At 50.3% G+C, this 23959-nt stretch carries 19 protein-coding genes, 3 tRNA genes and 4 rRNA genes; 12 read left to right on the top strand and 14 right to left on the bottom strand.

The window, feature by feature from the left end; genetic code table 11:
• Positions 1-165, top strand: coding sequence for a DUF2556 family protein (locus tag HVZ39_RS02150; RefSeq protein WP_003025279.1), 165 nt, complete (start codon positions 1-3; stop codon positions 163-165).
• A gap of 46 nt (positions 166-211) precedes the next feature.
• Here HVZ39_RS02150 and envR read toward each other — a convergent pair whose 3' ends face one another.
• On the bottom strand, positions 212-868 hold the full coding sequence (envR, locus tag HVZ39_RS02145) for an acrEF/envCD operon transcriptional regulator (RefSeq protein ID WP_047359095.1): 657 nt from the start codon (positions 866-868) through the stop codon (positions 212-214).
• A 413-nt stretch (positions 869-1281) separates the two neighbouring features.
• On the opposite strand from envR, the gene HVZ39_RS02140 reads away from it, so the two are divergent.
• From HVZ39_RS02140 to HVZ39_RS02110, 7 genes are all read left to right on the top strand, one after another.
• On the top strand, positions 1282-2445 hold the full coding sequence (locus HVZ39_RS02140) for an efflux RND transporter periplasmic adaptor subunit (protein ID WP_181633180.1): 1164 nt from the start codon (positions 1282-1284) through the stop codon (positions 2443-2445).
• An 11-nt stretch (positions 2446-2456) separates the two neighbouring features.
• Positions 2457-5570 (top strand): efflux RND transporter permease subunit, encoded by a 3114-nt coding sequence (locus HVZ39_RS02135; protein WP_181633179.1) that lies wholly within the window; start codon positions 2457-2459, stop codon positions 5568-5570.
• Between the two features lie 272 nt (positions 5571-5842).
• Positions 5843-6064 (top strand): lipoprotein, encoded by a 222-nt coding sequence (locus tag HVZ39_RS02130; protein WP_003025292.1) that lies wholly within the window; start codon positions 5843-5845, stop codon positions 6062-6064.
• Between the two features lie 460 nt (positions 6065-6524).
• Positions 6525-7550: an amino acid ABC transporter substrate-binding protein gene (locus HVZ39_RS02125; RefSeq protein WP_003025295.1), complete on the top strand. Its 1026-nt coding sequence runs from the start codon at positions 6525-6527 to the stop codon at positions 7548-7550.
• A 69-nt stretch (positions 7551-7619) separates the two neighbouring features.
• Complete coding sequence (locus HVZ39_RS02120) at positions 7620-8801, top strand: amino acid ABC transporter permease (protein WP_049268878.1); 1182 nt, start codon at positions 7620-7622, stop codon at positions 8799-8801.
• 9 nt (positions 8802-8810) lie between these two features.
• Positions 8811-9914 carry an amino acid ABC transporter permease gene (locus HVZ39_RS02115; RefSeq protein WP_181633676.1) on the top strand — a complete coding sequence of 368 codons (1104 nt, stop codon included), beginning with the start codon at positions 8811-8813 and terminating at the stop codon, positions 9912-9914.
• A gap of 7 nt (positions 9915-9921) precedes the next feature.
• Entirely contained in the window at positions 9922-10680 is a 759-nt protein-coding gene (locus HVZ39_RS02110) for an amino acid ABC transporter ATP-binding protein (protein ID WP_016154732.1), read from the top strand.
• Positions 10681-10764: 84 nt separating this feature from the next.
• Here HVZ39_RS02110 and rrf (HVZ39_RS02105) read toward each other — a convergent pair.
• The 7 genes from rrf (HVZ39_RS02105) to HVZ39_RS02075 form a co-directional block, all read right to left on the bottom strand.
• A 5S ribosomal RNA gene (gene rrf / locus HVZ39_RS02105) occupies positions 10765-10880 on the bottom strand.
• Positions 10881-10918: 38 nt separating this feature from the next.
• Positions 10919-10994, bottom strand: a tRNA-Thr gene (locus tag HVZ39_RS02100).
• A gap of 14 nt (positions 10995-11008) precedes the next feature.
• Positions 11009-11124: ribosomal RNA gene (gene rrf / locus HVZ39_RS02095) — 5S ribosomal RNA — on the bottom strand.
• Positions 11125-11217: 93 nt separating this feature from the next.
• Positions 11218-14124, bottom strand: a 23S ribosomal RNA gene (locus HVZ39_RS02090).
• A 208-nt stretch (positions 14125-14332) separates the two neighbouring features.
• Positions 14333-14408 (bottom strand) — tRNA-Ala (locus HVZ39_RS02085).
• A gap of 108 nt (positions 14409-14516) precedes the next feature.
• Positions 14517-14593, bottom strand: a tRNA-Ile gene (locus tag HVZ39_RS02080).
• Positions 14594-14664: 71 nt separating this feature from the next.
• Positions 14665-16206 (bottom strand): 16S ribosomal RNA (locus tag HVZ39_RS02075).
• Together the 16S, 23S and 5S rRNA genes with 3 tRNA genes alongside form the textbook arrangement of a ribosomal RNA operon.
• 468 nt (positions 16207-16674) lie before the next feature.
• Between HVZ39_RS02075 and HVZ39_RS02070 the strand changes: the two genes are divergently transcribed.
• Positions 16675-17229, top strand: a complete 555-nt coding sequence (locus HVZ39_RS02070) for a gamma carbonic anhydrase family protein (RefSeq protein ID WP_181547229.1) — start codon at positions 16675-16677, stop codon at positions 17227-17229.
• Here the strand turns inward: HVZ39_RS02070 and HVZ39_RS02065 are convergent.
• The 6 genes from HVZ39_RS02065 to dprA are packed head-to-tail and all read right to left on the bottom strand — an operon-like array spanning position 17205 to position 20997.
• Entirely contained in the window at positions 17205-17462 is a 258-nt protein-coding gene (locus HVZ39_RS02065; protein WP_131380197.1) for a DUF1488 domain-containing protein, read from the bottom strand. The genes HVZ39_RS02070 and HVZ39_RS02065 overlap by 25 nt on opposite strands.
• A complete protein-coding gene (aroE, locus tag HVZ39_RS02060) occupies positions 17459-18280 on the bottom strand; it encodes a shikimate dehydrogenase (RefSeq protein ID WP_181633178.1) in 822 nt (273 codons plus the stop codon). The genes HVZ39_RS02065 and aroE overlap by 4 nt, the downstream gene beginning before the upstream one ends.
• A gap of 1 nt (position 18281) precedes the next feature.
• Positions 18282-18854, bottom strand: a complete 573-nt coding sequence (gene tsaC / locus HVZ39_RS02055) for an L-threonylcarbamoyladenylate synthase type 1 TsaC (protein ID WP_019078184.1) — start codon at positions 18852-18854, stop codon at positions 18282-18284.
• A gap of 4 nt (positions 18855-18858) precedes the next feature.
• On the bottom strand, positions 18859-19401 hold the full coding sequence (locus HVZ39_RS02050; protein WP_016154737.1) for a type I DNA topoisomerase: 543 nt from the start codon (positions 19399-19401) through the stop codon (positions 18859-18861).
• Between the two features lie 26 nt (positions 19402-19427).
• Positions 19428-19901: a DUF494 family protein Smg gene (smg, locus tag HVZ39_RS02045; protein WP_003031162.1), complete on the bottom strand. Its 474-nt coding sequence runs from the start codon at positions 19899-19901 to the stop codon at positions 19428-19430.
• Entirely contained in the window at positions 19873-20997 is a 1125-nt protein-coding gene (dprA, locus tag HVZ39_RS02040) for a DNA-protecting protein DprA (protein ID WP_047358918.1), read from the bottom strand. Before dprA ends, smg begins: the two co-directional genes overlap by 29 nt.
• Positions 20998-21126: 129 nt before the next feature.
• Here dprA and def point away from each other — a divergent pair, with 129 nt between their 5' ends.
• Genes def through rsmB form a run of 3 tightly spaced genes read left to right on the top strand, consistent with a single transcriptional unit; the run spans position 21127 to position 23939 of the window.
• Positions 21127-21636: a peptide deformylase gene (gene def / locus HVZ39_RS02035; protein WP_003031159.1), complete on the top strand. Its 510-nt coding sequence runs from the start codon at positions 21127-21129 to the stop codon at positions 21634-21636.
• Between the two features lie 14 nt (positions 21637-21650).
• Positions 21651-22598: a methionyl-tRNA formyltransferase gene (fmt, locus tag HVZ39_RS02030; protein ID WP_181633177.1), complete on the top strand. Its 948-nt coding sequence runs from the start codon at positions 21651-21653 to the stop codon at positions 22596-22598.
• A 51-nt stretch (positions 22599-22649) separates the two neighbouring features.
• Positions 22650-23939 (top strand): 16S rRNA (cytosine(967)-C(5))-methyltransferase RsmB, encoded by a 1290-nt coding sequence (gene rsmB, locus HVZ39_RS02025; protein ID WP_181633176.1) that lies wholly within the window; start codon positions 22650-22652, stop codon positions 23937-23939.
• Positions 23940-23959: the final 20 nt, after the last annotated feature.

Raw genomic sequence — 23959 nt, 5'->3', positions numbered from 1 at the left:
ATGATTCGCAAGTATTGGTGGCTGGTTGTTTTTGCGGTCTTCGTTTTTCTCTTTGATGCGCTGCTCATTCAGTGGATAGAGCTGATGACAACGGAGCACGATAAGTGCCGGAATATGAATTCTGTGAACCCCCTCAAGCTGGTCAACTGCGTCGACCTCGAATAGCACGACGAAAAATACGTCGACAGCCGTCAGGCCCTGGCGGCTAAAACTACCCTGGCTGATTTTCACTCTGCATTAATTGCATTACACAGCCGTCTGGGCTTAACATTTTTAATACGTTATCAACTAATACTGGCGCTTGCCCATACAAATCATAACTCACTGGATTCATTAACCAGTTTTTTATTATTCCGCTAAAGCTACCGTGCAGAATAATGATGATGACATCTAAATCCAGACTGGTAGCAATCAGATTTTCATCCACGCATTTTTGCAGTGAATCACGAATGCTTTGATGACTGAGACCTATTTTATCGCGAATGGTCTGTTCTGATATCATATCGTTATGAAATTCACATTTATGATATAAAATTTGCATTAATGCCTGCTGGCGAGGATTCTGTGCAATATATTGTAATCCCACCACAAACTTTTCACGCAGTCGCTGTAAAGGATTATCACCCCAACGACCAATAAGTTTATCCTGAATAAGATCGCGTAATGAAGGTTGTTGTAACCATAGCGCATTGAACAATTGCGTCTTATTTTCAAAATGCCAATAGAGCGCCCCCCGCGTCACGCTGGCGGCATCCGCAATGTCGTTTAACGTCGTATTGCTAACACCACGCACGGCAAACTGCATAATCGCTGTTTCTATCAGGTGCTGTCGTGTTTTGAGGGCATCAGCTTTCGTTTTTCTGGCCATGGCTTCGACTGTCTGAGGTAAGGTAGAGAATGATTAACTTTCTTATGTAATATTTGCTAAACGGAACAAATGTATCACTTAGCGTTTATTTAGACGAGTTCTAAAACAGTTAATTATGGATATTGCACACGAATAAACAAAACAAATAACAACCACCAATATATTCACCAACCAAATACTTATTTCAATATGTGTTTATGCGCATCATTGCATTACTATTAAAACCATAATGAAACAACCGAAGATTAATCCTTTTTTGTTTTTACGTGCCGTGTATCGCGCCCATAAATAAGTATTGCTTACATCGCAAGCTAATAATTTGTAGGATAGCCAACCATTATTTTTACTTGTGCGCGTTATCGCCTCTGCGTTACCCGGTTAATAACGAGCGTTCGGTTTTTTAAGGAATAGAAATGACGAAAAATGCCAGGTTTTCACTCCTGCCCTCATTCATCATCATGTCCGCTGTATTACTCGCCGGTTGTAACGATCAGGGAGAAACACAAGCTCACCCCGCAGAGCCGCAGGTGAATGTCCATGTCGTCGAAAAGGCGCCTTTAGCCGTGACGACCGAATTACCTGGGCGCACAACAGCATTTCGTATTGCTGAAGTCCGTCCTCAGGTCAGCGGGATTGTACTTAAACGGAATTTCACCGAGGGAAGCGATGTTGAAGCCGGTCAGTCGCTTTATCAGATCGATCCCGCGACTTACCAGGCCGACTACGACAGCGCCAAAGGCGAACTGGCAAAGAGTGAAGCGGCAGCAGCTATCGCACATTTAACGGTAAAACGTTATGTCCCGCTGGTTGGCACTAAGTACATCAGCCAGCAAGAGTACGATCAGGCCATTGCTGATGCTCGCCAGGCCGATGCCTCCGTTATCGCGGCAAAAGCGGCGGTCGAAAGCGCTCGTATCAACCTGGCCTACACCAAAGTGACATCGCCCATTAGCGGACGTATCGGTAAATCTAACGTCACCGAAGGCGCATTAGTCACGAATGGCCAGGCAACTGAGCTTGCTACCGTGCAACAACTTGATCCTATTTACGTCGACGTAACACAGTCCAGTAATGACTTTATGCGCCTCAAACAGTCCGTTGAGCAAGGGAGCCTGCATAAAGACAGCGCCAGCAGTACCGCCGAACTGGTGATGGAAAATGGTCAGTCGTACCCGCTGAAAGGTGCATTGCAGTTCTCTGATGTCACCGTTGATGAAAGTACCGGATCCATCACCCTCAGGGCCGTATTCCCTAACCCACAGCACACGCTGCTGCCGGGCATGTTTGTGCGTGCTCGTATTGATGAAGGCGTCCAGCCGAATGCCATTCTCGTTCCCCAACAAGGGGTAACGCGTACGCCACGCGGCGATGCAACGGTGATGGTTGTCAATGACAAGAGTCAGGTCGAGGCTCGCACCGTCGTTGCTACACAGGCGATAGGTGATAAGTGGTTAATCAGCGAGGGCTTACAGCCTGGCGATAAGGTTATCGTCAGCGGATTGCAGAAAGCGCGTCCCGGCGTAAAGGTTAAAGCAACCACCGATACCGAAACTCCAGCCGCAAAAACTGCGCAATAAGGTAACCGGACATGGCTAACTTTTTTATCAATCGCCCTATTTTTGCCTGGGTTCTGGCCATCATTCTGATGATGGCAGGGGCTCTGGCAATCATGCAACTGCCCGTTGCACAGTATCCGACCATTGCACCTCCTGCGGTCGCTATTTCTGCCACCTACCCAGGTGCGGATGCGCAGACAGTACAAGACACGGTTACGCAGGTTATCGAACAGAATATGAACGGTATCGATAACCTGATGTATATGTCCTCCACCAGCGATTCCTCCGGGAGCGTCACCATTACTCTGACTTTCGAGTCGGGTACTGACCCGGATATCGCACAGGTCCAGGTGCAAAACAAATTACAGTTAGCGATGCCCTTACTGCCACAGGAAGTACAGCAGCAGGGGATCAGCGTCGAGAAATCCAGTAGCGGTTTCCTGATGGTGGCGGGTTTTGTCTCCGATAATAACAATCTGACGCAGGATGATATTTCCGACTATGTGGCGTCTAACGTTAAAGACGCAATAAGCCGAACAGCCGGTGTCGGCGATGTCCAGATGTTTGGTGCACAGTACGCAATGCGCATCTGGCTCGACAGCAACGCAATGAACAAATATCAGTTGACTCCGCTGGACGTTATCAATCAACTGAGAACGCAAAACAATCAGATTGCCGCAGGCCAACTGGGAGGCGCGCCATCCGTCCAGGGTCAACAACTTAATGCCTCAATTATTGCTCAGACACGCCTGAAAACGCCGGAAGAGTTTGGCCGCATAACGCTGAAGGTGGGCCAGGATGGCTCAATGGTTCACCTCAGAGATGTAGCCCGCATCGAACTCGGCGGCGAAAACTATAACATGGTGACGAAAATTAATGGTCAGCCCGCAACAGGTCTGGGCATTAAGCTGGCGACCGGTGCAAACGCGCTGGATACTGCCGCAGGCGTCAAAGCAAAGCTGGCTGAGTTACAACCTTTCTTCCCGCAAGGTTTGCAAGTGGTTTACCCCTATGACACTACACCATTTGTAAAAATCTCGATTAACGAGGTGGTGAAAACGCTGTTTGAAGCCATCATCCTCGTCTTCCTGGTGATGTACCTGTTCCTGCAAAATCTGCGCGCCACACTGATTCCAACTATCGCAGTGCCTGTCGTGCTGTTGGGAACATTCGCGATCCTCGCAGCATTCGGATTCTCCATCAACACGCTAACGATGTTCGGAATGGTGCTGGCCATCGGCCTGCTGGTCGATGACGCCATCGTGGTAGTAGAAAACGTCGAACGCGTCATGGCGGAAGAGAAACTGCCGCCCAAAGAGGCGACGCAGAAATCCATGGTCCAGATCCAGGGCGCACTGGTCGGGATCGCGATGGTGCTCTCGGCGGTATTTATCCCCATGGCGTTCTTTGGCGGCTCGACCGGCGCCATTTACCGCCAGTTCTCTCTGACCATTGTTTCAGCGATGGCGCTTTCTGTTCTGGTCGCCCTCATTCTTACGCCAGCGCTTTGTGCAACGCTGCTAAAACCCGTTTCCGCCGGACATGATGAAAAGAAAGGCGGTTTTTTCGGATGGTTTAACGCCCTGTTCGATAAAAGCGTCGGGCATTACAGCAATAGTATCAGCGGTATTCTGCGCAAAACCGGACGCTACTTGTTGCTATATGTTCTTATCGTCGGCGGAATGGCTGTTCTGTTTTTACGCCTCCCTACCTCCTTCTTGCCCGAAGAGGATCAGGGGGTCTTTATGACAATGGTGCAACTTCCTGCCGGTGCGACACAGACGCGCACACAGCAGGTGCTGGATCAGATTCAGAATTACTACCTGAACCAGGAAAAAGCGAACGTAAAATCGGTGTTCACCGTTAATGGCTTCAGCTTTAGCGGCCAGGGACAGAACTCCGGTATCGTCTTTATTAGCCTCAAACCATGGGAAGAGCGTTCGGGCGATGAAAACGGCGTGACGGCTATCGTCGAACGTGCGACCAGGGCGTTCAGCCAGATTAAAGATGGACTGGTGTTCCCGTTCAACATGCCTGCCATTCTTGAACTGGGTACCGCGACCGGCTTTGATTTTCAGTTAATTGATCAGGCTAACCTCGGTCATACAGAACTGACGAAAGCCCGGAACCAGTTGCTGGGTATGGTGAGAGAACATCCAGATTTGCTGGTGCGCGTGCGCCCTAACGGTCTGGAAGATACCCCGCAATTTAAGCTGGATATTGATCAGGAAAAAGCCCAGGCGTTAGGCGTAAGTCTGTCGGATATAAACCAAACGATTTCCACGGCCCTTGGCGGCACCTATGTGAACGATTTTATCGATCATGGCCGAGTGAAAAAGGTATACGTTCAGGCTGACGCGCCGTTCCGTATGTTACCCAACGACATCAACAATCTCTACGTACGTAGTGGGAATGGTGAAATGGTGCCATTCTCTGCGTTCAGTTCGTCGCATTGGATTTATGGTTCACCTCGCCTGGAGCGTTACAACGGTATGCCATCAATGGAAATACTGGGAGAGGCCGCGCCGGGTCGAAGCACCGGTGAAGCCATGGCGCTCATGGAAAACCTGGCAGCACAGCTGCCAACCGGTATCGGCTATGACTGGACGGGAATGTCATATCAGGAACGGCTCTCCGGCAATCAGGCACCTGCGTTATACGCTATTTCGTTAATCGTTGTCTTCCTGTGTCTCGCCGCATTGTATGAGAGCTGGTCTATTCCATTTTCAGTCATGTTGGTTGTACCGCTCGGCGTGGTCGGTGCGCTTCTGGCGGCGTCCATACGCGGTCTGAATAACGACGTTTACTTCCAGGTAGGTCTGCTGACTACCATCGGTCTTTCCGCCAAAAACGCTATCCTTATCGTGGAGTTTGCCAAAGACCTGATGGATAAAGAAGGTAAAGGGTTGATTGAAGCCACACTGGAGGCGTCACGCATGCGTCTTCGTCCAATCCTGATGACATCCCTGGCGTTTATTCTGGGGGTTATGCCTCTGGTTATCAGCCACGGAGCGGGTAGCGGGGCACAGAATGCGGTCGGTACAGGCGTAATGGGAGGCATGCTGACCGCGACATTGTTGGCAATCTTCTTCGTCCCCGTCTTCTTCGTTGTCGTCAGACGCCGTTTTAGTCGGCGCAACGTTTAATTTGTAAAATAAAGGCGTCTTCGGACGCCTTTTTCACCTAAGATGCCCCTCTTTATTTATTAATAAGATAGCCATTTATTTCTAATAAACCCTTCCTGAAAAAATCGCGAATCACCTTTCTTTTTATCCATTATTTTTACAATCCACATGAATTGAGATTATTCCTCATGTCAGTATTTTTTTAAGAAGTGGTAAAATAATCGCCGAGTTCGCAGATGGCTTAGCGTTTGTCTTTGCTCAATTAGCGAAACGCTTATTTTTGAGGTAACACCATGAAAAGATTAATATCCGTTGCATTGCTTACCGCATTCCTGGCCGGCTGTGCACACGATTCTCCTTGCGTACCTGTATACGACGATCAGGGGCGCCTGGTTCATACCAATACCTGTATGAAAGGCACCACGCAGGATAACTGGGAAACAGCCGGAGCCATCGCCGGTGGCGCAGCAGCCGTTGCCGGGCTGACGCTTGGGATAGTCGCCCTGACCAAATAAATCTTCTTAAAAGCGCGGTGGGTACCGCGCTTTTTGCAATAAGAATTAAATCTTCATATAAGACAAAACGTTGGTATATAGCACTCAACGTATAATGAAATTATTATAGATTTTCCTCACATATCCACGATTTGAAATTAGCATTTTTTCAGTTCTTCGTAACAGCGCGCTTTCTTTTCATTATTCTCACGTCATCAATATTAACGTACGAAATCGTTATCACGCGTCCGGTTTGATTTTTAAATTTTTTGCGCCGAAATGTGGCTTACGTTTCAATTTTGCACCACTTCAGGGCGCTGCATTTATTTTTTCCTGTCTACACTCTGGATATTGCGTCGAATAATCGTGCGCAAAAACCTGGCACTACCTTTGCTTAAAAGAGTATGGCCATAGCCACAGACAGGTAAAAGACGTTTTCAGAACGTTTCCATAACAATAATTCCTCCACACAGGATGCTCTATGAAAAAGATGATAATAGCCAGCCTGGCTGCGGCCGGCGTGCTGCTTGCGGTTGCAAATCAGGCACATGCCGGCGCAACACTTGATGCCGTAAAGAAAAAAGGTTTTGTGCAGTGTGGGATCAGTGACGGGTTGCCTGGCTTTTCTTATGCCGATGCAAGCGGTAAGTTCTCAGGTATTGATGTCGACGTATGTCGTGGCGTTGCCTCCGCCGTATTTGGCGATGATAGCAAAGTAAAATATACCCCGCTCACCGCCAAGGAACGCTTTACCGCACTACAATCAGGTGAAGTCGACATGCTCTCTCGTAATACCACCTGGACCTCCTCTCGTGACGCAGGAATGGGAATGTCTTTCACTGGCGTAACGTATTACGACGGCATTGGTTTTCTTACCCACAATAAAGCGGGTCTCAAGAGTGCTAAAGAGCTGGATGGCGCAACGGTTTGTATCCAGGCAGGAACAGATACCGAACTGAACGTGGCTGACTACTTTAAAGCCAACAACATGAAGTACACCCCTGTCACTTTTGACCGCTCGGATGAATCAGCTAAAGCTCTGGAATCTGGACGCTGCGACACGCTGGCTTCCGACCAGTCTCAGTTGTACGCCCTGCGAATCAAGCTGAGTAATCCTGCGGAGTGGATTGTCCTGCCAGAAGTTATTTCTAAAGAACCGCTGGGACCTGTTGTGCGTCGTGGAGACGATGAGTGGTTCTCCATTGTTCGCTGGACGCTGTTCGCCATGCTGAATGCGGAAGAAATGGGCGTTAACTCGAAAAACGTCGATGAAAAAGCGGCTAATCCTGCAACGCCGGATATGGCACACCTGTTAGGCAAAGAAGGGGATTATGGCAAGGATCTGAAGCTTGATAACAAATGGGCTTACAACATTATCAAGCAGGTAGGTAACTACTCGGAGATCTTTGAGCGTAACGTGGGATCGGAAAGCCCACTGAAGATCAAACGTGGACAGAACAACCTCTGGAATAACGGTGGCATTCAATATGCGCCACCGGTGCGCTAATGCGTAGTGATGTAACGGGCGCCGCGACTGCGGCGCTCAGTCCAGAGTCATAGTTACCGAGGTTTTATTATGTTCCATCGCCGCTCAATCGTAAAAGGATCGTTATCCTTTTCTAACCCTGCGGTCCGCGCCTGGTTATTTCAAATACTTGCCGTCATTGCGGTCATCAGTATTGCGGTCTATCTCATTCATAACACAATAAATAACCTGAACAATAGCGGTATTACCTCGGGATTCTCTTTTCTCGATCGCAGCGCCGGATTTGGTATTGTCCAGCATCTGATCGATTACGAGCAAGGCGATACATATGGCCGTGTCTTTATCGTTGGCCTGCTCAATACGCTATTGGTTTCTGCACTGTGCATTGTTTTCGCATCAATTCTCGGTTTCTTTCTCGGACTGGCACGCCTGTCAGATAACTGGTTATTACGAAAGCTCTCGACGATCTACATCGAAACGTTCCGTAATATACCGCCGCTGCTGCAGATCTTCTTTTGGTATTTCGCCGTATTACGTAACCTGCCCGGCCCACGTCAGGCCGTTAACGCGCTGGACTTGATGTTTCTGAGTAACCGGGGGCTCTATATTCCGGCACCGCAAATAGGAGAAGGATTTTTTGCCTTTTGCGGCGCTGTAATTATCACTATCGTCGTCACTATCGGGCTATTTCGCTACAACAGAATGCACCAGACTAAAACCGGTCAGCTACGCCGGACCTGGCCCACGGCTCTGGCGCTGATCGTGCTTTTACCGATGATCTCACAGTGGCTGTTTGGCGCAGCGCTTCACTGGGATATCCCCGCCCTTCGCGGTTTTAACTTCCGTGGCGGTATGGTGCTTATTCCCGAACTGGCTGCCCTGACGCTGGCGCTTTCAGTGTATACCTCGGCGTTTATTGCAGAAATTATTCGAGCGGGAATCCAGGCCGTTCCTTATGGCCAACATGAAGCAGCACGCTCGCTGGGTCTACCAAATCCGGTGACACTGCGCCAGGTGATCATCCCACAGGCGCTGCGCGTCATCATTCCCCCATTAACCAGCCAGTATCTGAATATCGTCAAAAACTCCTCACTTGCAGCCGCCATTGGCTACCCGGATATGGTTTCATTGTTTGCCGGCACGGTACTCAATCAAACAGGGCAAGCCATTGAAACTATTGCCATCACGATGTCGGTGTACCTGATCATCAGCCTGAGCATTTCTCTGCTGATGAATATTTATAACCGCCGTATTGCACTGATTGAGCGCTAAGGAGCCATGATGACAAAAGCACTGCTGTCTCACCCCTCGCGTCAGAACAGTAACCCGGCAAGCCGCAGTCTACTCTGGATGCGTAAAAACCTGTTCTCCAGTTGGTCAAATAGCCTGCTCACGCTGCTGTGCATTTGGCTGATTTGGTCATTTCTTCCGCCACTGCTGAACTGGGTATTCTTTCAGGCCAACTGGGTCGGTTCAACCCGCGCAGACTGCACCAAAGCAGGGGCTTGCTGGGTGTTCATTCATGAACGCTTTGGGCAATTCATGTATGGACTTTATCCCCACGATCAGCGCTGGCGCGTAAATCTGGCCCTGATCATTGGCCTGGCCTCTATCGTCCCTATGTTCTGGAAATCTATTCCCCGCCGTGGCCGCTATATCGCCGTCTGGGCCGTCGTTTATCCCGTGGTGGTCTGGTGGTTGATGTACGGTGGTTTTTTCGGACTTGAGCGCGTAGAAACCCGACAGTGGGGCGGATTAACACTGACGCTTATCATTGCATCCGTGGGGATTGCGGGCGCGCTTCCGTGGGGTATTTTACTGGCGCTTGGACGCCGGTCTCATATGCCAGTCGTGCGGATTTTATCCGTCATTTTCATTGAGTTCTGGCGCGGTGTGCCGTTGATTACCGTCCTTTTTATGTCCTCGGTCATGCTTCCTCTGTTTATGTCCGAAGGGACCAGTATCGACAAACTTATCCGGGCGCTGGTCGGCGTGATTCTTTTCCAGTCGGCGTATGTCGCAGAAGTGGTTCGCGGAGGGTTACAGGCCCTACCAAAAGGTCAGTATGAAGCCGCTGAATCACTGGCGTTAGGGTACTGGAAAACGCAAGGGCTGGTCATTCTTCCGCAAGCCCTCAAGCTGGTTATTCCGGGTCTGGTTAACACGATTATCGCCCTGTTTAAGGATACCAGTCTGGTCATCATCATCGGCCTGTTTGATCTCTTCAGTAGCGTGCAGCAGGCAACTGTGGACCCTTCATGGTTGGGTATGTCGACGGAAGGATATGTTTTCGCTGCACTGATTTACTGGATCTTCTGTTTTAGCATGTCGCGTTACAGCCAACATCTGGAAAAAATTTTTAACACCGGGCGTACACCGCACTGAGGAATTTATGAGCCAATTATTAATGCCGTCTACCGACGCGATGATTACGCTGGAAAACGTCAACAAATGGTACGGACAGTTTCACGTCCTGAAAAACATCAACCTGAAGGTAAAGCAAGGAGAACGCATCGTATTATGCGGACCTTCCGGTTCGGGTAAATCGACAACTATCCGCTGTATCAACCATCTGGAAGAGCATCAGCAAGGACGTATTGTAGTGGATGGGATCGAACTCAATGAAGATATCCGCAATATTGAGCGTGTCAGACAAGAAGTTGGCATGGTTTTTCAGCACTTTAATCTCTTTCCTCATTTGACGGTCCTGCAAAACTGCACGCTGGCACCAATCTGGGTACAAAAGATGCCGAAAAAAGAGGCTGAAGCTCTGGCAATGCACTACCTTGAGCGAGTTCGCATTGCTGAACATGCGCATAAATATCCTGGGCAAATCTCTGGTGGGCAGCAACAGCGCGTGGCCATTGCACGCTCGCTGTGCATGAAACCTAAAATTATGTTATTCGATGAACCCACATCAGCGTTGGATCCTGAAATGGTAAAAGAAGTGCTTGATACCATGATAGGTCTGGCACAATCAGGCATGACCATGCTGTGTGTTACCCATGAAATGGGCTTTGCCCGCACAGTGGCCGACCGGGTGATCTTTATGGATCTTGGCGAGATTGTTGAACAGGCAGCACCGGATGAGTTTTTTGCTCACCCCAAATCTGAACGCACTCGTGCGTTTTTGTCGCAGGTTATCCATTAAAGCCATGCGCCGGATACAACCCGGCGTTTAACAGATAAAACAAAAGGCCCAGTCTTTCGACTAGGCCTTTTGTTTTTATTTGATGTCTGGCAGTTCCCTACTCTCGCATGGGGAGACCCCACACTACCATCGGCGCTACGGCGTTTCACTTCTGAGTTCGGCATGGGGTCAGGTGGGACCACCGCGCTACAGCCGCCAGACAAATTCTTTTCTAAGTGCCAAACTTTAACCGAAAAACTGGTGCTGATACCCAGAGTCGAACTGGGGACCTCACCCTTACCAAGGGTGCGCTCTACCAACTGAGCCATATCAGCACACTAAATTTGATGCCTGGCAGTTCCCTACTCTCGCATGGGGAGACCCCACACTACCATCGGCGCTACGGCGTTTCACTTCTGAGTTCGGCATGGGGTCAGGTGGGACCACCGCGCTACAGCCGCCAGGCAAATTCTGTTATCAACACGCTTTTCGCATGTCGATGTAATCTGTAATCAAGCTGAATATCGTGTCTCTTCGCCAAAACATCTTCGGCGTTGTAAGGTTAAGCCTCACGGTTCATTAGTATCGGTTAGCTCAACGTATCGCTACGCTTACACACCCGACCTATCAACGTCGTCGTCTTCAACGTTCCTTCAGGACCCTTAAAGGGTCAGGGAGAACTCATCTCGGGGCAAGTTTCGTGCTTAGATGCTTTCAGCACTTATCTCTTCCGCATTTAGCTACCGGGCAATGCCATTGGCATGACAACCCGAACACCAGTGATGCGTCCACTCCGGTCCTCTCGTACTAGGAGCAGCCCCCCTCAATTCTCCAGCGCCCACGGCAGATAGGGACCGAACTGTCTCACGACGTTCTAAACCCAGCTCGCGTACCACTTTAAATGGCGAACAGCCATACCCTTGGGACCTACTTCAGCCCCAGGATGTGATGAGCCGACATCGAGGTGCCAAACACCGCCGTCGATATGAACTCTTGGGCGGTATCAGCCTGTTATCCCCGGAGTACCTTTTATCCGTTGAGCGATGGCCCTTCCATTCAGAACCACCGGATCACTAAGACCTGCTTTCGCACCTGCTCGAGCCGTCACTCTCGCAGTCAAGCTAGCTTATGCCTTTGCACTAACCTCCTGATGTCCGACCAGGATTAGCTAACCTTCGTGCTCCTCCGTTACTCTTTAGGAGGAGACCGCCCCAGTCAAACTACCCACCAGACACTGTCCGCAACCCGGATCACGGGTCTACGTTAGAACACCAGCCATTAAAGGGTGGTATTTCAAGGTTGGCTCCATGCAGACTGGCGTCCACACTTCAAAGCCTCCCACCTATCCTACACATCAAGGACCAGTGTTCAGTGTCAAGCTATAGTAAAGGTTCACGGGGTCTTTCCGTCTTGCCGCGGGTACACTGCATCTTCACAGCGAGTTCAATTTCACTGAGTCTCGGGTGGAGACAGCCTGGCCATCATTACGCCATTCGTGCAGGTCGGAACTTACCCGACAAGGAATTTCGCTACCTTAGGACCGTTATAGTTACGGCCGCCGTTTACCGGGGCTTCGATCAAGAGCTTCTCCTTACGGATAACCCCATCAATTAACCTTCCGGCACCGGGCAGGCGTCACACCGTATACGTCCACTTTCGTGTTTGCACAGTGCTGTGTTTTTAATAAACAGTTGCAGCCAGCTGGTATCTTCGACTGATTTCAGCTCCATGAGTAAATCACTTCACCTACATATCAGCGTGCCTTCTCCCGAAGTTACGGCACCATTTTGCCTAGTTCCTTCACCCGAGTTCTCTCAAGCGCCTTGGTATTCTCTACCTGACCACCTGTGTCGGTTTGGGGTACGATTTTGTGTTACCTGATGCTTAGAGGCTTTTCCTGGAAGCAGGGCATTTGTTACTTCAGCACCGTAGTGCCTCGTCATCACACCTCAGCGTTAACAAGACTCCGGATTTACCTGGAATCTCCGCCTACATGCTTAAACCGGGACAACCGTCGCCCGGCTAACATAGCCTTCTCCGTCCCCCCTTCGCAGTAACACCAAGTACAGGAATATTAACCTGTTTCCCATCGACTACGCCTTTCGGCCTCGCCTTAGGGGTCGACTCACCCTGCCCCGATTAACGTTGGACAGGAACCCTTGGTCTTCCGGCGTGCGGGTTTTTCACCCGCATTATCGTTACTTATGTCAGCATTCGCACTTCTGATACCTCCAGCATGCCTCACAGCACACCTTCAACGGCTTACAGAACGCTCCCCTACCCAACAACACATAGTGTCGCTGCCGCAGCTTCGGTGCATGGTTTAGCCCCGTTACATCTTCCGCGCAGGCCGACTCGACCAGTGAGCTATTACGCTTTCTTTAAATGATGGCTGCTTCTAAGCCAACATCCTGGCTGTCTGTGCCTTCCCACATCGTTTCCCACTTAACCATGACTTTGGGACCTTAGCTGGCGGTCTGGGTTGTTTCCCTCTTCACGACGGACGTTAGCACCCGCCGTGTGTCTCCCGTGATAACATTCTTCGGTATTCGCAGTTTGCATCGGGTTGGTAAGTCGGGATGACCCCCTAGCCGAAACAGTGCTCTACCCCCGAAGATGAGTTCACGAGGCGCTACCTAAATAGCTTTCGGGGAGAACCAGCTATCTCCCGGTTTGATTGGCCTTTCACCCCCAGCCACAAGTCATCCGCTAATTTTTCAACATTAGTCGGTTCGGTCCTCCAGTTAGTGTTACCCAACCTTCAACCTGCCCATGGCTAGATCACCGGGTTTCGGGTCTATACCCTGCAACTTAACGCCCAGTTAAGACTCGGTTTCCCTTCGGCTCCCCTATTCGGTTAACCTTGCTACAGAATATAAGTCGCTGACCCATTATACAAAAGGTACGCAGTCACCCCATAAAGAGGCTCCCACTGCTTGTACGTACACGGTTTCAGGTTCTTTTTCACTCCCCTCGCCGGGGTTCTTTTCGCCTTTCCCTCACGGTACTGGTTCACTATCGGTCAGTCAGGAGTATTTAGCCTTGGAGGATGGTCCCCCCATATTCAGACAGGATACCACGTGTCCCGCCCTACTCTTCGAGTTCACAACACATGCACTTTTGTGTACGGGACTATCACCCTGTACCGTCGGACTTTCCAGACCGTTCCACTACCACACATGCTGATTCAGACTCTGGGCTGCTCCCCGTTCGCTCGCCGCTACTGGGGGAATCTCGGTTGATTTCTTTTCCTCGGGGTACTTAGATGTTTCAGTTCCCCCGGTTCGCTTCATTACGCTATGTATTCACGCAATGATAGTGTGACGAATCACACTGGGTTTCCCCATTCGGAAATCGCCGGTTATAACGGTTCATATCACCTTACCGACGCTTATCGCAGATTAGCACGTCCTTCATCGCCTCTGACTGCCAGGGCATCCACCGTGTACGCTTAGTCGCTTAACCTCACAACCCGAAGATGTTTCGTAAAACACTTCAGTGTTGCGAAAATTTGAGAGACTCGAACACACCGCTTTTCATTTCTTGTTTACGGAGAAATGAAACAGTGTGTCGTTTCAATTTTCAGCTTGATCCAGATTTTTAAAGAGCAAAACTTCGCAGTGAACCTTTTCAGGTACACTCTGAAGTTTTCTTGTGTTTTTGCAGTAAAGGATGGTGGAGCTATGCGGGATCGAACCGCAGACCTCCTGCGTGCAAGGCAGGCGCTCTCCCAGCTGAGCTATAACCCCATCGTAAATGCTAATCTCTGTACCCTAATTCGTTTCCGGGCAAGGCGCGGTGGTGCGAAGCATACTGAAGTATGCGAGCATCGCCGTAACACAGCACGGAGGCGAATTTGGTAGGCCTGAGTGGACTTGAACCACCGACCTCACCCTTATCAGGGGTGCGCTCTAACCACCTGAGCTACAAGCCTGCAGAGATTTTCTTACTGCTAATTTTCATCAGACAATCTGTGTGAGCACTACAAAGAACGTTTCTTTAAGGTAAGGAGGTGATCCAACCGCAGGTTCCCCTACGGTTACCTTGTTACGACTTCACCCCAGTCATGAATCACAAAGTGGTAAGCGCCCTCCCGAAGGTTAAGCTACCTACTTCTTTTGCAACCCACTCCCATGGTGTGACGGGCGGTGTGTACAAGGCCCGGGAACGTATTCACCGTGGCATTCTGATCCACGATTACTAGCGATTCCGACTTCATGGAGTCGAGTTGCAGACTCCAATCCGGACTACGACATACTTTATGAGGTCCGCTTGCTCTCGCGAGGTCGCTTCTCTTTGTATATGCCATTGTAGCACGTGTGTAGCCCTACTCGTAAGGGCCATGATGACTTGACGTCATCCCCACCTTCCTCCAGTTTATCACTGGCAGTCTCCTTTGAGTTCCCGACCGAATCGCTGGCAACAAAGGATAAGGGTTGCGCTCGTTGCGGGACTTAACCCAACATTTCACAACACGAGCTGACGACAGCCATGCAGCACCTGTCTCAGAGTTCCCGAAGGCACGTTCGCATCTCTGCAAACTTCTCTGGATGTCAAGAGTAGGTAAGGTTCTTCGCGTTGCATCGAATTAAACCACATGCTCCACCGCTTGTGCGGGCCCCCGTCAATTCATTTGAGTTTTAACCTTGCGGCCGTACTCCCCAGGCGGTCGACTTAACGCGTTAGCTCCGGAAGCCACGCCTCAAGGGCACAACCTCCAAGTCGACATCGTTTACGGCGTGGACTACCAGGGTATCTAATCCTGTTTGCTCCCCACGCTTTCGCACCTGAGCGTCAGTCTTTGTCCAGGGGGCCGCCTTCGCCACCGGTATTCCTCCAGATCTCTACGCATTTCACCGCTACACCTGGAATTCTACCCCCCTCTACAAGACTCTAGCCTGCCAGTTTCGGATGCAGTTCCCAGGTTGAGCCCGGGGATTTCACATCCGACTTGACAGACCGCCTGCGTGCGCTTTACGCCCAGTAATTCCGATTAACGCTTGCACCCTCCGTATTACCGCGGCTGCTGGCACGGAGTTAGCCGGTGCTTCTTCTGCGAGTAACGTCAATTGCTGCGGTTATTAACCACAACACCTTCCTCCTCGCTGAAAGTACTTTACAACCCGAAGGCCTTCTTCATACACGCGGCATGGCTGCATCAGGCTTGCGCCCATTGTGCAATATTCCCCACTGCTGCCTCCCGTAGGAGTCTGGACCGTGTCTCAGTTCCAGTGTGGCTGGTCATCCTCTCAGACCAGCTAGGGATCGTCGCCTAGGTGAGCCGTTACCCCACCTACTAGCTAATCCCATCTGGGCACATCCGATGGCAAGAGGCCCGAAGGTCCCCCTCTTTGGTCTTGCGACGTTATGCGGTATTAGCTACCGTTTCCAGTAGTTATCCCCCTCCATCGGGCAGTTTCCCAGACATTACTCACCCGTCCGCCACTCGTCACCCAAGGAGCAAGCTCCTCTGTGCTACCGTTCGACTTGCATGTGTTAGGCCTGCCGCCAGCGTTCAATCTGAGCCATGATCAAACTCTTCAATTTAAGTTTGATGCTCGTGAATTAAACTTCGTAATGAATTACGTGTTCACTCAGAGACTTGGTATTCATTTTTCGTCTTGCGACGTTAAGAATCCGTATCTTCGAGTGCCCACACAGATTGTCTGATAAATTGTTAAAGAGCAGTTGCGACGCGCTTTAGCGCTCTGTCGCGAGGTGGCGTATATTACGCTTTCCTCTTTCAGAGTCAACCTCATTTTCAGGTTTTTCTCTTCAACCGAACCGGCTGTTTGCGTGAAGTGATTCACATCCGCCGTGTCGATGGAGGCGCATTATAGGGATCCCATTTTTTAGCACAAGTATTTTTTGGATCTTTTTTGCTGAGTGCTTGTTTTTCACCCCTTTCGCTATATTCCTGCGCAATTTGGCTGATTTTTGATAGCTAAATCACTTGCACAGTCTCAATAATCCAACCAAAGTCTTCATTACTGCTCTATTTTCATTGAGGTAAACATGTCTGATGTATTACGTCCTTATAAGGATCTTTTCCCACAGATCGGAAAACGCGTGATGATCGACACCAGTAGCGTCGTCATTGGTGATACTCGTTTGGCTGATGACGTCGGAATTTGGCCGTTGGTTGCGATTCGTGGCGACGTCAACTATGTACAAATCGGCGCCCGTACAAACATTCAGGACGGCAGCGTTCTCCATGTCACACATAAATCCACATCTAATCCGCAAGGTAATCCTTTGATCGTGGGTGATGATGTGACGGTCGGTCATAAAGTCATGCTACACGGCTGCATCATTGGCAACCGCGTATTGGTCGGTATGGGATCAATTCTACTGGACGGCGTAGTGGTAGAAGACGACGTTATGATTGGGGCAGGAAGCCTGGTGCCGCAAAACAAACGCCTGGAGAGTGGATATCTGTACCTGGGTAGTCCGGTTAAACAGATCCGGCCATTAAGTGACGAAGAGAAAGCAGGCTTAAAATACTCTGCTAACAACTACGTTAAATGGAAAGATGAGTATTTAAATCAGAGTAACCAAACCCAACCCTGAGAGTCTTCCTGCTGGTCCTGGATCAATGCTTCGGCCTCTTCTTCCAGGTCCCAGCGATGCTGTTGAAAGGTTTCCAAGCATTGTTCAGACGTGCAGCCGCCAAAGCGGGACGCCAACGTTTCTCCTGATATAGCACATGTTAACTGCATACCATGGACCAACGCCGGGAAAACAACGGCGCTAATATCCGTCCGCCATTCTTCTCGATCGGGAAACTGGATCGCCTGATTCATTCCGACATTTCCTGTTGCATGCTTTTGATGACGGGCTCAATCTGTGGCAATACACCATGCCAGAGTAAAACGGCGTGCGCTGCTTGTCCCACCAGCATCCCCAGACCATCGGCATACTGTTTCGCCCCATGTTCAGCACACCAGGAAAGGAACGGTGTATTCCCTTGCTGATAAAACATGTCATAGCAATAGACAGAGGAGTCGATAAGCGATGTCGGAATGGCAGGTACCTCACCGCTAATTCCGCTGGATGTTGCATTAATAATTAAATCAAAACTGTAATTATCAAGCTCGTCCATTCCCACCGCCTGCACACTGCCGGTATGGGAGAAGATTTGTGCCAGTTCTTCTGCGCGCGAAGCAGTACGGTTAACGATGGTTACCGCACAATCCAGAGAAAGAAGAGGTAATAAAACCCCACGGGATGCGCCACCGGCGCCAACCAACAGAACTCGCGATCCGGGGCGAATGAAAGATAAACGTTCAAGATCGCTTAATAAGCCGATACCATCCGTGTTATCTCCCAGTAAACGCCCATCCTCAAGTCGTTTAAGAGTATTGACCGCTCCAGCAAGCGATGCCCGCTCCGTTAATTCATCGGCACGCGCAAACGCCTCTTCCTTAAAAGGCACAGTGACATTTGCCCCCTTCCCGCCTTCAGCAAAAAAGGCATTCAGCGTATTCACAAAATCATTGATAGGTGCCAGTACACGTCCATAGGAATGATCAATTTTCAACTGCTCTGCAAATTGCTGATGAATAAAGGGCGATTTACTGTGCGCTATCGGATTACCAAAAACAGCATAGGCTTCTTTCATATTACCCCTGTCGAAACTGTTCACCGGTCAGAGCATCACGGATCTCCGAAGGATTCAAACGCCCTCCGGTCTCCCCTTCAACTACGGGAAAGTCTGTACCAAACTGCGCGCGGACTTCCTCTACCGTTCTGCAAGGCGGTAAGCCACTCAAATTAGCACTGGTGGAGACTAACGGTTTGCCATAAGCCTGGCACAATGCAACCACCAGCGGATGATCGGTGACTCGCACGGCCAGCGAGTCAAAACGACCGGTCAACCAACGAGGCGTAGTCGCGGGCGCAGGGAAAACGAAGGTGACAGGACCAGGCCAGCGAGCGAACACAGCCTCACGTTGAGCATCTGAAAGCGTGCTATCGTCAATATAGGGCTTGAGCTGGTCAAAATTTGCCGCAATCAAAATTAAGCCTTTATCGACTGGGCGTTGTTTTAGCGCCAACAGACGGGTAACAGCCGTTTCGCTGTCGGGATCGCAGCCGACACCAAATACAGCTTCTGTTGGATAGGCGATGACTTTTTCTTGTTTCAGAACCGCTATCGCAGCAGCGATAGGGCCTGTGGGCAGGTTATTATTCACTTTTTTATTCCGCCGAGAACGGCTTTCCACATTGTTTACTGGCACAGAAATGCTTCACACCCTGCGCGGTTTTCTTTTCGATGAGTAGCGGATAATGGCACTCAGGACACTCTCCGGCTAACGGTTTGAAGTTAATGACAAACTGGCACTCCGGATAGCGATCGCAGGAGTAAAACGTTTTGCCATAACGGGAACGCCGCTGGACCAGGTGGCCAGTCTGGCATTGAGGACAAACTATTGCTGTTTCATCTGGCTTGTCGATAAGTTCGGTGTGTTCACACGTTGGATAATCGCTGCATCCAATAAACATCCCGAATCTTCCCTGTCTCAGCACCAGCTCGGCGCCACATGCAGGACAAAGCTTACCCTCCAGAACTTTGACAATATGTCCGTCCGCGGAAGATTTCAGCGGACGGATGTAATCGCATTCTGGATAGTGTGAACAACCGAGAAACGGACCGTGTTTCCCGGAACGAATAACCAGTTCAGCCCCACATTGTGGGCAGGGCTCGTTTTTACGCACCGTAAACAGTGCTGATTTAGCCATAACAACTCATACTGAATGAAGATTGATTAATGCAGCATACCTTCATTCACTTCAAAGAGTAATTCTTCCATTTGCTGATAGGCATTTTCACAACCTGGAATATTGAAAAGCACCATCAGGATCACCCACTTCAGATCTTCCAGATCGAACTCTGCCGTATCCAGCGCGAGTACGCGCTCAATGACCATTTCTCGTGTTTCGAGGTTTAGCACCTGAATCTGTTCCAGGAATAGCAGGAACCCTCTACAGCTTGCATCCAGTCGATCGCACTCTTCTGCGGTATAAATACGTATAGAAAGAGGATCAGATGCCAGCTGCATAGGTTCGGCAAGACCATCCTGATAATCAGCAAGCTTTTCCAGCCAAAGTAACGCGTTGTAGATGTCTTCACGATCAAAACCAGCGTCGGTAAGATCCCGTTCCAGTTTGTCCTGATCCACACGCAGCTCAGCTTCGTTATGGATATATGTCTCAAACAAATACATTAGTACGTCGAACATGGCATGCCCTCCTCAATCGGACATAGCCGCCGGGTACAGCTGCGATCCATCCTGCTAACTCCAGTTCGAGCAGTTGAGCCACTACCTCTGGCACAGGTTGGCCGGCACGTTCAGCGACGACGTCAACAGGTGTTACCTCATCTCCTACGTTAGCCAGGAGCTCCGGAAATGGCAATGCCACCTCTTCGTGATCTGGCGAATAAATTGATTTTTCAGGTTCATCTGGCAACCATTGCAGCCCATATTGCAAATTTTCCAGAATTTCTTCTGGGGCCGTCACAAGCGTGGCTCCCTGCTGAATAAGCCAATGTGGACCTTCACTTCCCGGACTCCCAATCGGTCCAGGCAACGCAAAAACCTCCCGCCCTTGTTCCAGTGCGCAACGCGCAGTGACCAGTGACCCGCTACGCTGAGCAGCTTCTACAACCAGGACTCCTTTACTTAGACCACTAATAATGCGATTTCGTCGGGGAAAATTGCGCGGCAAAGGAAGCGTATCTAATGGGAACTCAGACACCAGTGCGCCTCCAGCCTCAATCAGTCGTTTAGCCAGACTGACATGCTGTCGTGGATGAATGGTCTCAAGCCCATTTCCCAGCACCGCAATACTCGTGCCCTCTCGGTTTATCGCAGCATTGTGCGCCACACCATCAATCCCCCGGGCCAGGCCGCTGGTGATCGTCACGCCGCATGCTGCAAGCTTTTCACAAAACAAACGCCCCCAGCGTTCGCCATACCAGGAGTGCTGTCGGCTACCGACGACGGCAACCTGAAACGAGCTAAGGCATATGGGATTTCCTGCCACAAAAAGCACCCCAGGATAATCCTCAATTGCACGGAGCTGTGCCGGATAATGCTCGCTGTCGGCAACCACAAAATGGTGATTGGGCTGTTCAAGCCAGCGCAGCGTTTTTTCCAGCGTCTGATCTGGAAAGGTTAAAAAGCGCCGAGCCTGGCGGGGGGAGAGCCCAGCATGATGAAGTACCACGTTGTTAATACATGGCTGAGTATTGAGCCAGTGGGCAACGCGCACCATCTCATCACCATACAGTTCATTCACTTGTGCTAAACGTAGCCAAATTTCGATTTTGGTCATCCCTGTTCCCCTGCCACAAGCAGTCCTGACAATCTTTGCGATTGGTCACTGATGCTGTCAATCAGAGGGGGTTTTGTCTAGAATAGAGGTAATAATCTTTTCAACTCCTGAACACAACTCTGGATAACTATGTCAGTTTTGCAAGTGTTACATATTCCGGACGAGCGCCTTCGCAAAGTCGCAAAACCGGTCGAAGAAGTGAATGCAGAAATTCAGCGTATCGTTGATGATATGTTCGAGACGATGTACGCCGAAGAAGGTATCGGTCTGGCAGCAACTCAGGTCGATATTCATCAGCGCATCATTGTTATTGATGTCTCTGAAAATCGCGACGAGCAGTTGGTACTCATTAACCCAGAGCTGCTGGAAAAAGACGGCGAAACAGGTATTGAAGAAGGCTGCCTGTCTATCCCCGAACAGCGTGCGTTAGTACCGCGCGCAGAGAAAGTAAAAATTCGTGCGCTCGATCGCAACGGCAAATCTTTTGAACTGGAAGCCGATGGCCTGCTGGCTATCTGCATTCAACATGAAATGGATCACCTGGTCGGTAAACTGTTTATCGATTATCTGTCTCCGTTGAAGCAACAACGCATTCGTCAGAAAGTTGAAAAACTCGACCGCCTGAACGCCCGAGCTTAAGGACAAGAATCAACGTGTCAGACTCACTACGTATTATTTTTGCGGGTACACCTGACTTTGCAGCGCGTCATCTCGACGCGCTGTTGTCTTCTGGACATAACGTCGTTGGCGTGTTTACCCAACCGGACCGCCCAGCGGGACGCGGTAAAAAGCTGATGCCCAGCCCGGTAAAAGTGCTGGCGGAAGAAAAAGGGATACCGGTCTTCCAACCCGTCTCTCTTCGTCCTCAGGAAAACCAGCAGCTGGTTGCTGATTTACGCGCAGACGTGATGGTGGTGGTAGCATATGGTCTGATTCTGCCAAAAGCCGTACTGGAAATGCCGCGTCTGGGTTGTATCAACGTTCACGGTTCCCTGCTTCCACGCTGGCGTGGCGCAGCCCCAATCCAGCGCTCACTGTGGGCAGGCGACGCCGAAACTGGTGTGACCATCATGCAGATGGATGTTGGCCTCGACACCGGTGATATGCTGCTTAAGCTGTCCTGCCCGATAACTGCAGAAGATACCAGCGGTTCGTTATACGATAAGCTGGCAGATTTAGGACCTCAGGGGCTGATTGAAACGCTAAAACAGCTGGCGACTGGCACCATAAAACCCGTTGTACAAGATGAATCACTGGTTACGCATGCAGAAAAACTCAGCAAAGAAGAGGCCCGTATCGACTGGTCGCTTTCAGCCGCTCAGTTGGAACGCTGCATCCGCGCCTTTAACCCGTGGCCAATGAGTTGGCTTGAAATCGACAGCCAGCCAGTGAAAGTCTGGCAAGCTACGGTTATTACAGCGAACACACAGGCCGCACCAGGCACTATTCTTGAGGCGACAAAACAGGGTATCCAGGTCGCAACGGGCGACGGCATCCTGAATCTCGTCTCTTTGCAACCTGCCGGTAAAAAAGCCATGAGCGCGCAGGATCTGCTTAATTCGCGCCGGGAATGGTTTGTACCCGGTAACCGTCTGGTATGACGGTTCATCTCTTTAAGCCCGGTATCTCCGGGTATTTTTATTTTTGCGCTTATGAAAAAACATCTTAATTTACGCAGTATGGCGGCCCAGGCCGTCGAACAGGTTGTCGAAAAGGGACAATCATTAAGCAACGTGCTGCCCGCCATGCAGCAAAAAGTTGCCGATAAAGACAAAGCACTGTTGCAGGAGCTTTGCTTCGGCGTGTTGCGTACACTCTCCCAACTGGAGTGGATGATCCAGCAGTTGATGGAACGTCCAATGACGGGCAAACAGCGCACTGTTCACTATCTGATCATGGTGGGCTTCTACCAACTGCTGCATACTCGTATTCCACCGCATGCTGCTTTGGCAGAGACCGTAGAAGGTGCAGTCGTTATTAAGCGTCCGCAGCTTAAAGGGCTGATCAACGGCGTGCTGCGCCAGTTTCAGCGCCGTCAAGAAGAGCTACTGGCTGAATTCTCTCAAAGCGATTTACGTTTCTTACACCCCTCCTGGCTGGTGAAACGTATTAAGACCGCTTATCCGCAGCAGTGGGAAGCCATTCTTGAAGCCAATAACCAGCGACCGCCGATGTGGTTACGTGTCAATCGTAACCATCATACGCGCGATGCCTGGCTGGACCTGCTGACCGAAGCGGGATTAACCGGTTTCCCGCATCCAGATTACCCGGATGCAGTGCGTCTGGAAACGCCAGCTCCTGTGCACGCCCTCCCAGGTTTTGATGAAGGCTGGGTAACCGTCCAGGATGCTTCCGCTCAAGGATGCATAAACTATCTGTTGCCGGAGGACGGTGAACAGATCCTCGACCTATGCTGTGCGCCGGGGGGCAAAACCACTCACATTCTGGAAGTTGCTCCGCACGCTAACGTAATGGCTGTCGATGTTGATGAAAAACGCTTATCGCGCGTTTTCGACAATCTAAAACGTCTGGGTATGAAGGCAACCGTAAAACAGGGTGATGGCCGCTATCCACAGCAGTGGTGCGGTGAACAACAGTTTGACCGTATTTTGCTGGACGCTCCGTGTTCTGCCACCGGAGTGATCCGTCGCCATCCGGATATCAAATGGCTGCGTCGCGACCGGGATATTGCTGAACTTGCCCAGTTGCAGGCTGAAATCCTGTATGCAACCTGGCCACATCTTAAACCTGGCGGCACGCTGGTTTATGCAACCTGCTCTATCCTGCCAGAAGAAAACCAACAGCAAATTGCCGCCTTCCTTGCGCGCACGCCAGATGCGGTATTAAGCGTCACTGGTACGCCGGAAAAACCTGGACGTCAGAATTTACCGAGTGCGGAAGATGGTGATGGCTTCTTTTACGCTAAGCTAATCAAAAAGTGATGAGATAACGGGTCGCGACT

Source organism: Citrobacter sp. RHB35-C21, assembly GCF_013816515.1.
In the GTDB taxonomy this organism is placed as follows: Bacteria; Pseudomonadota; Gammaproteobacteria; order Enterobacterales; family Enterobacteriaceae; genus Citrobacter; species Citrobacter braakii.
Note: the sequence above shows the minus strand (reverse complement) of the source record. Positions and strands in the feature narration are given on the sequence as shown.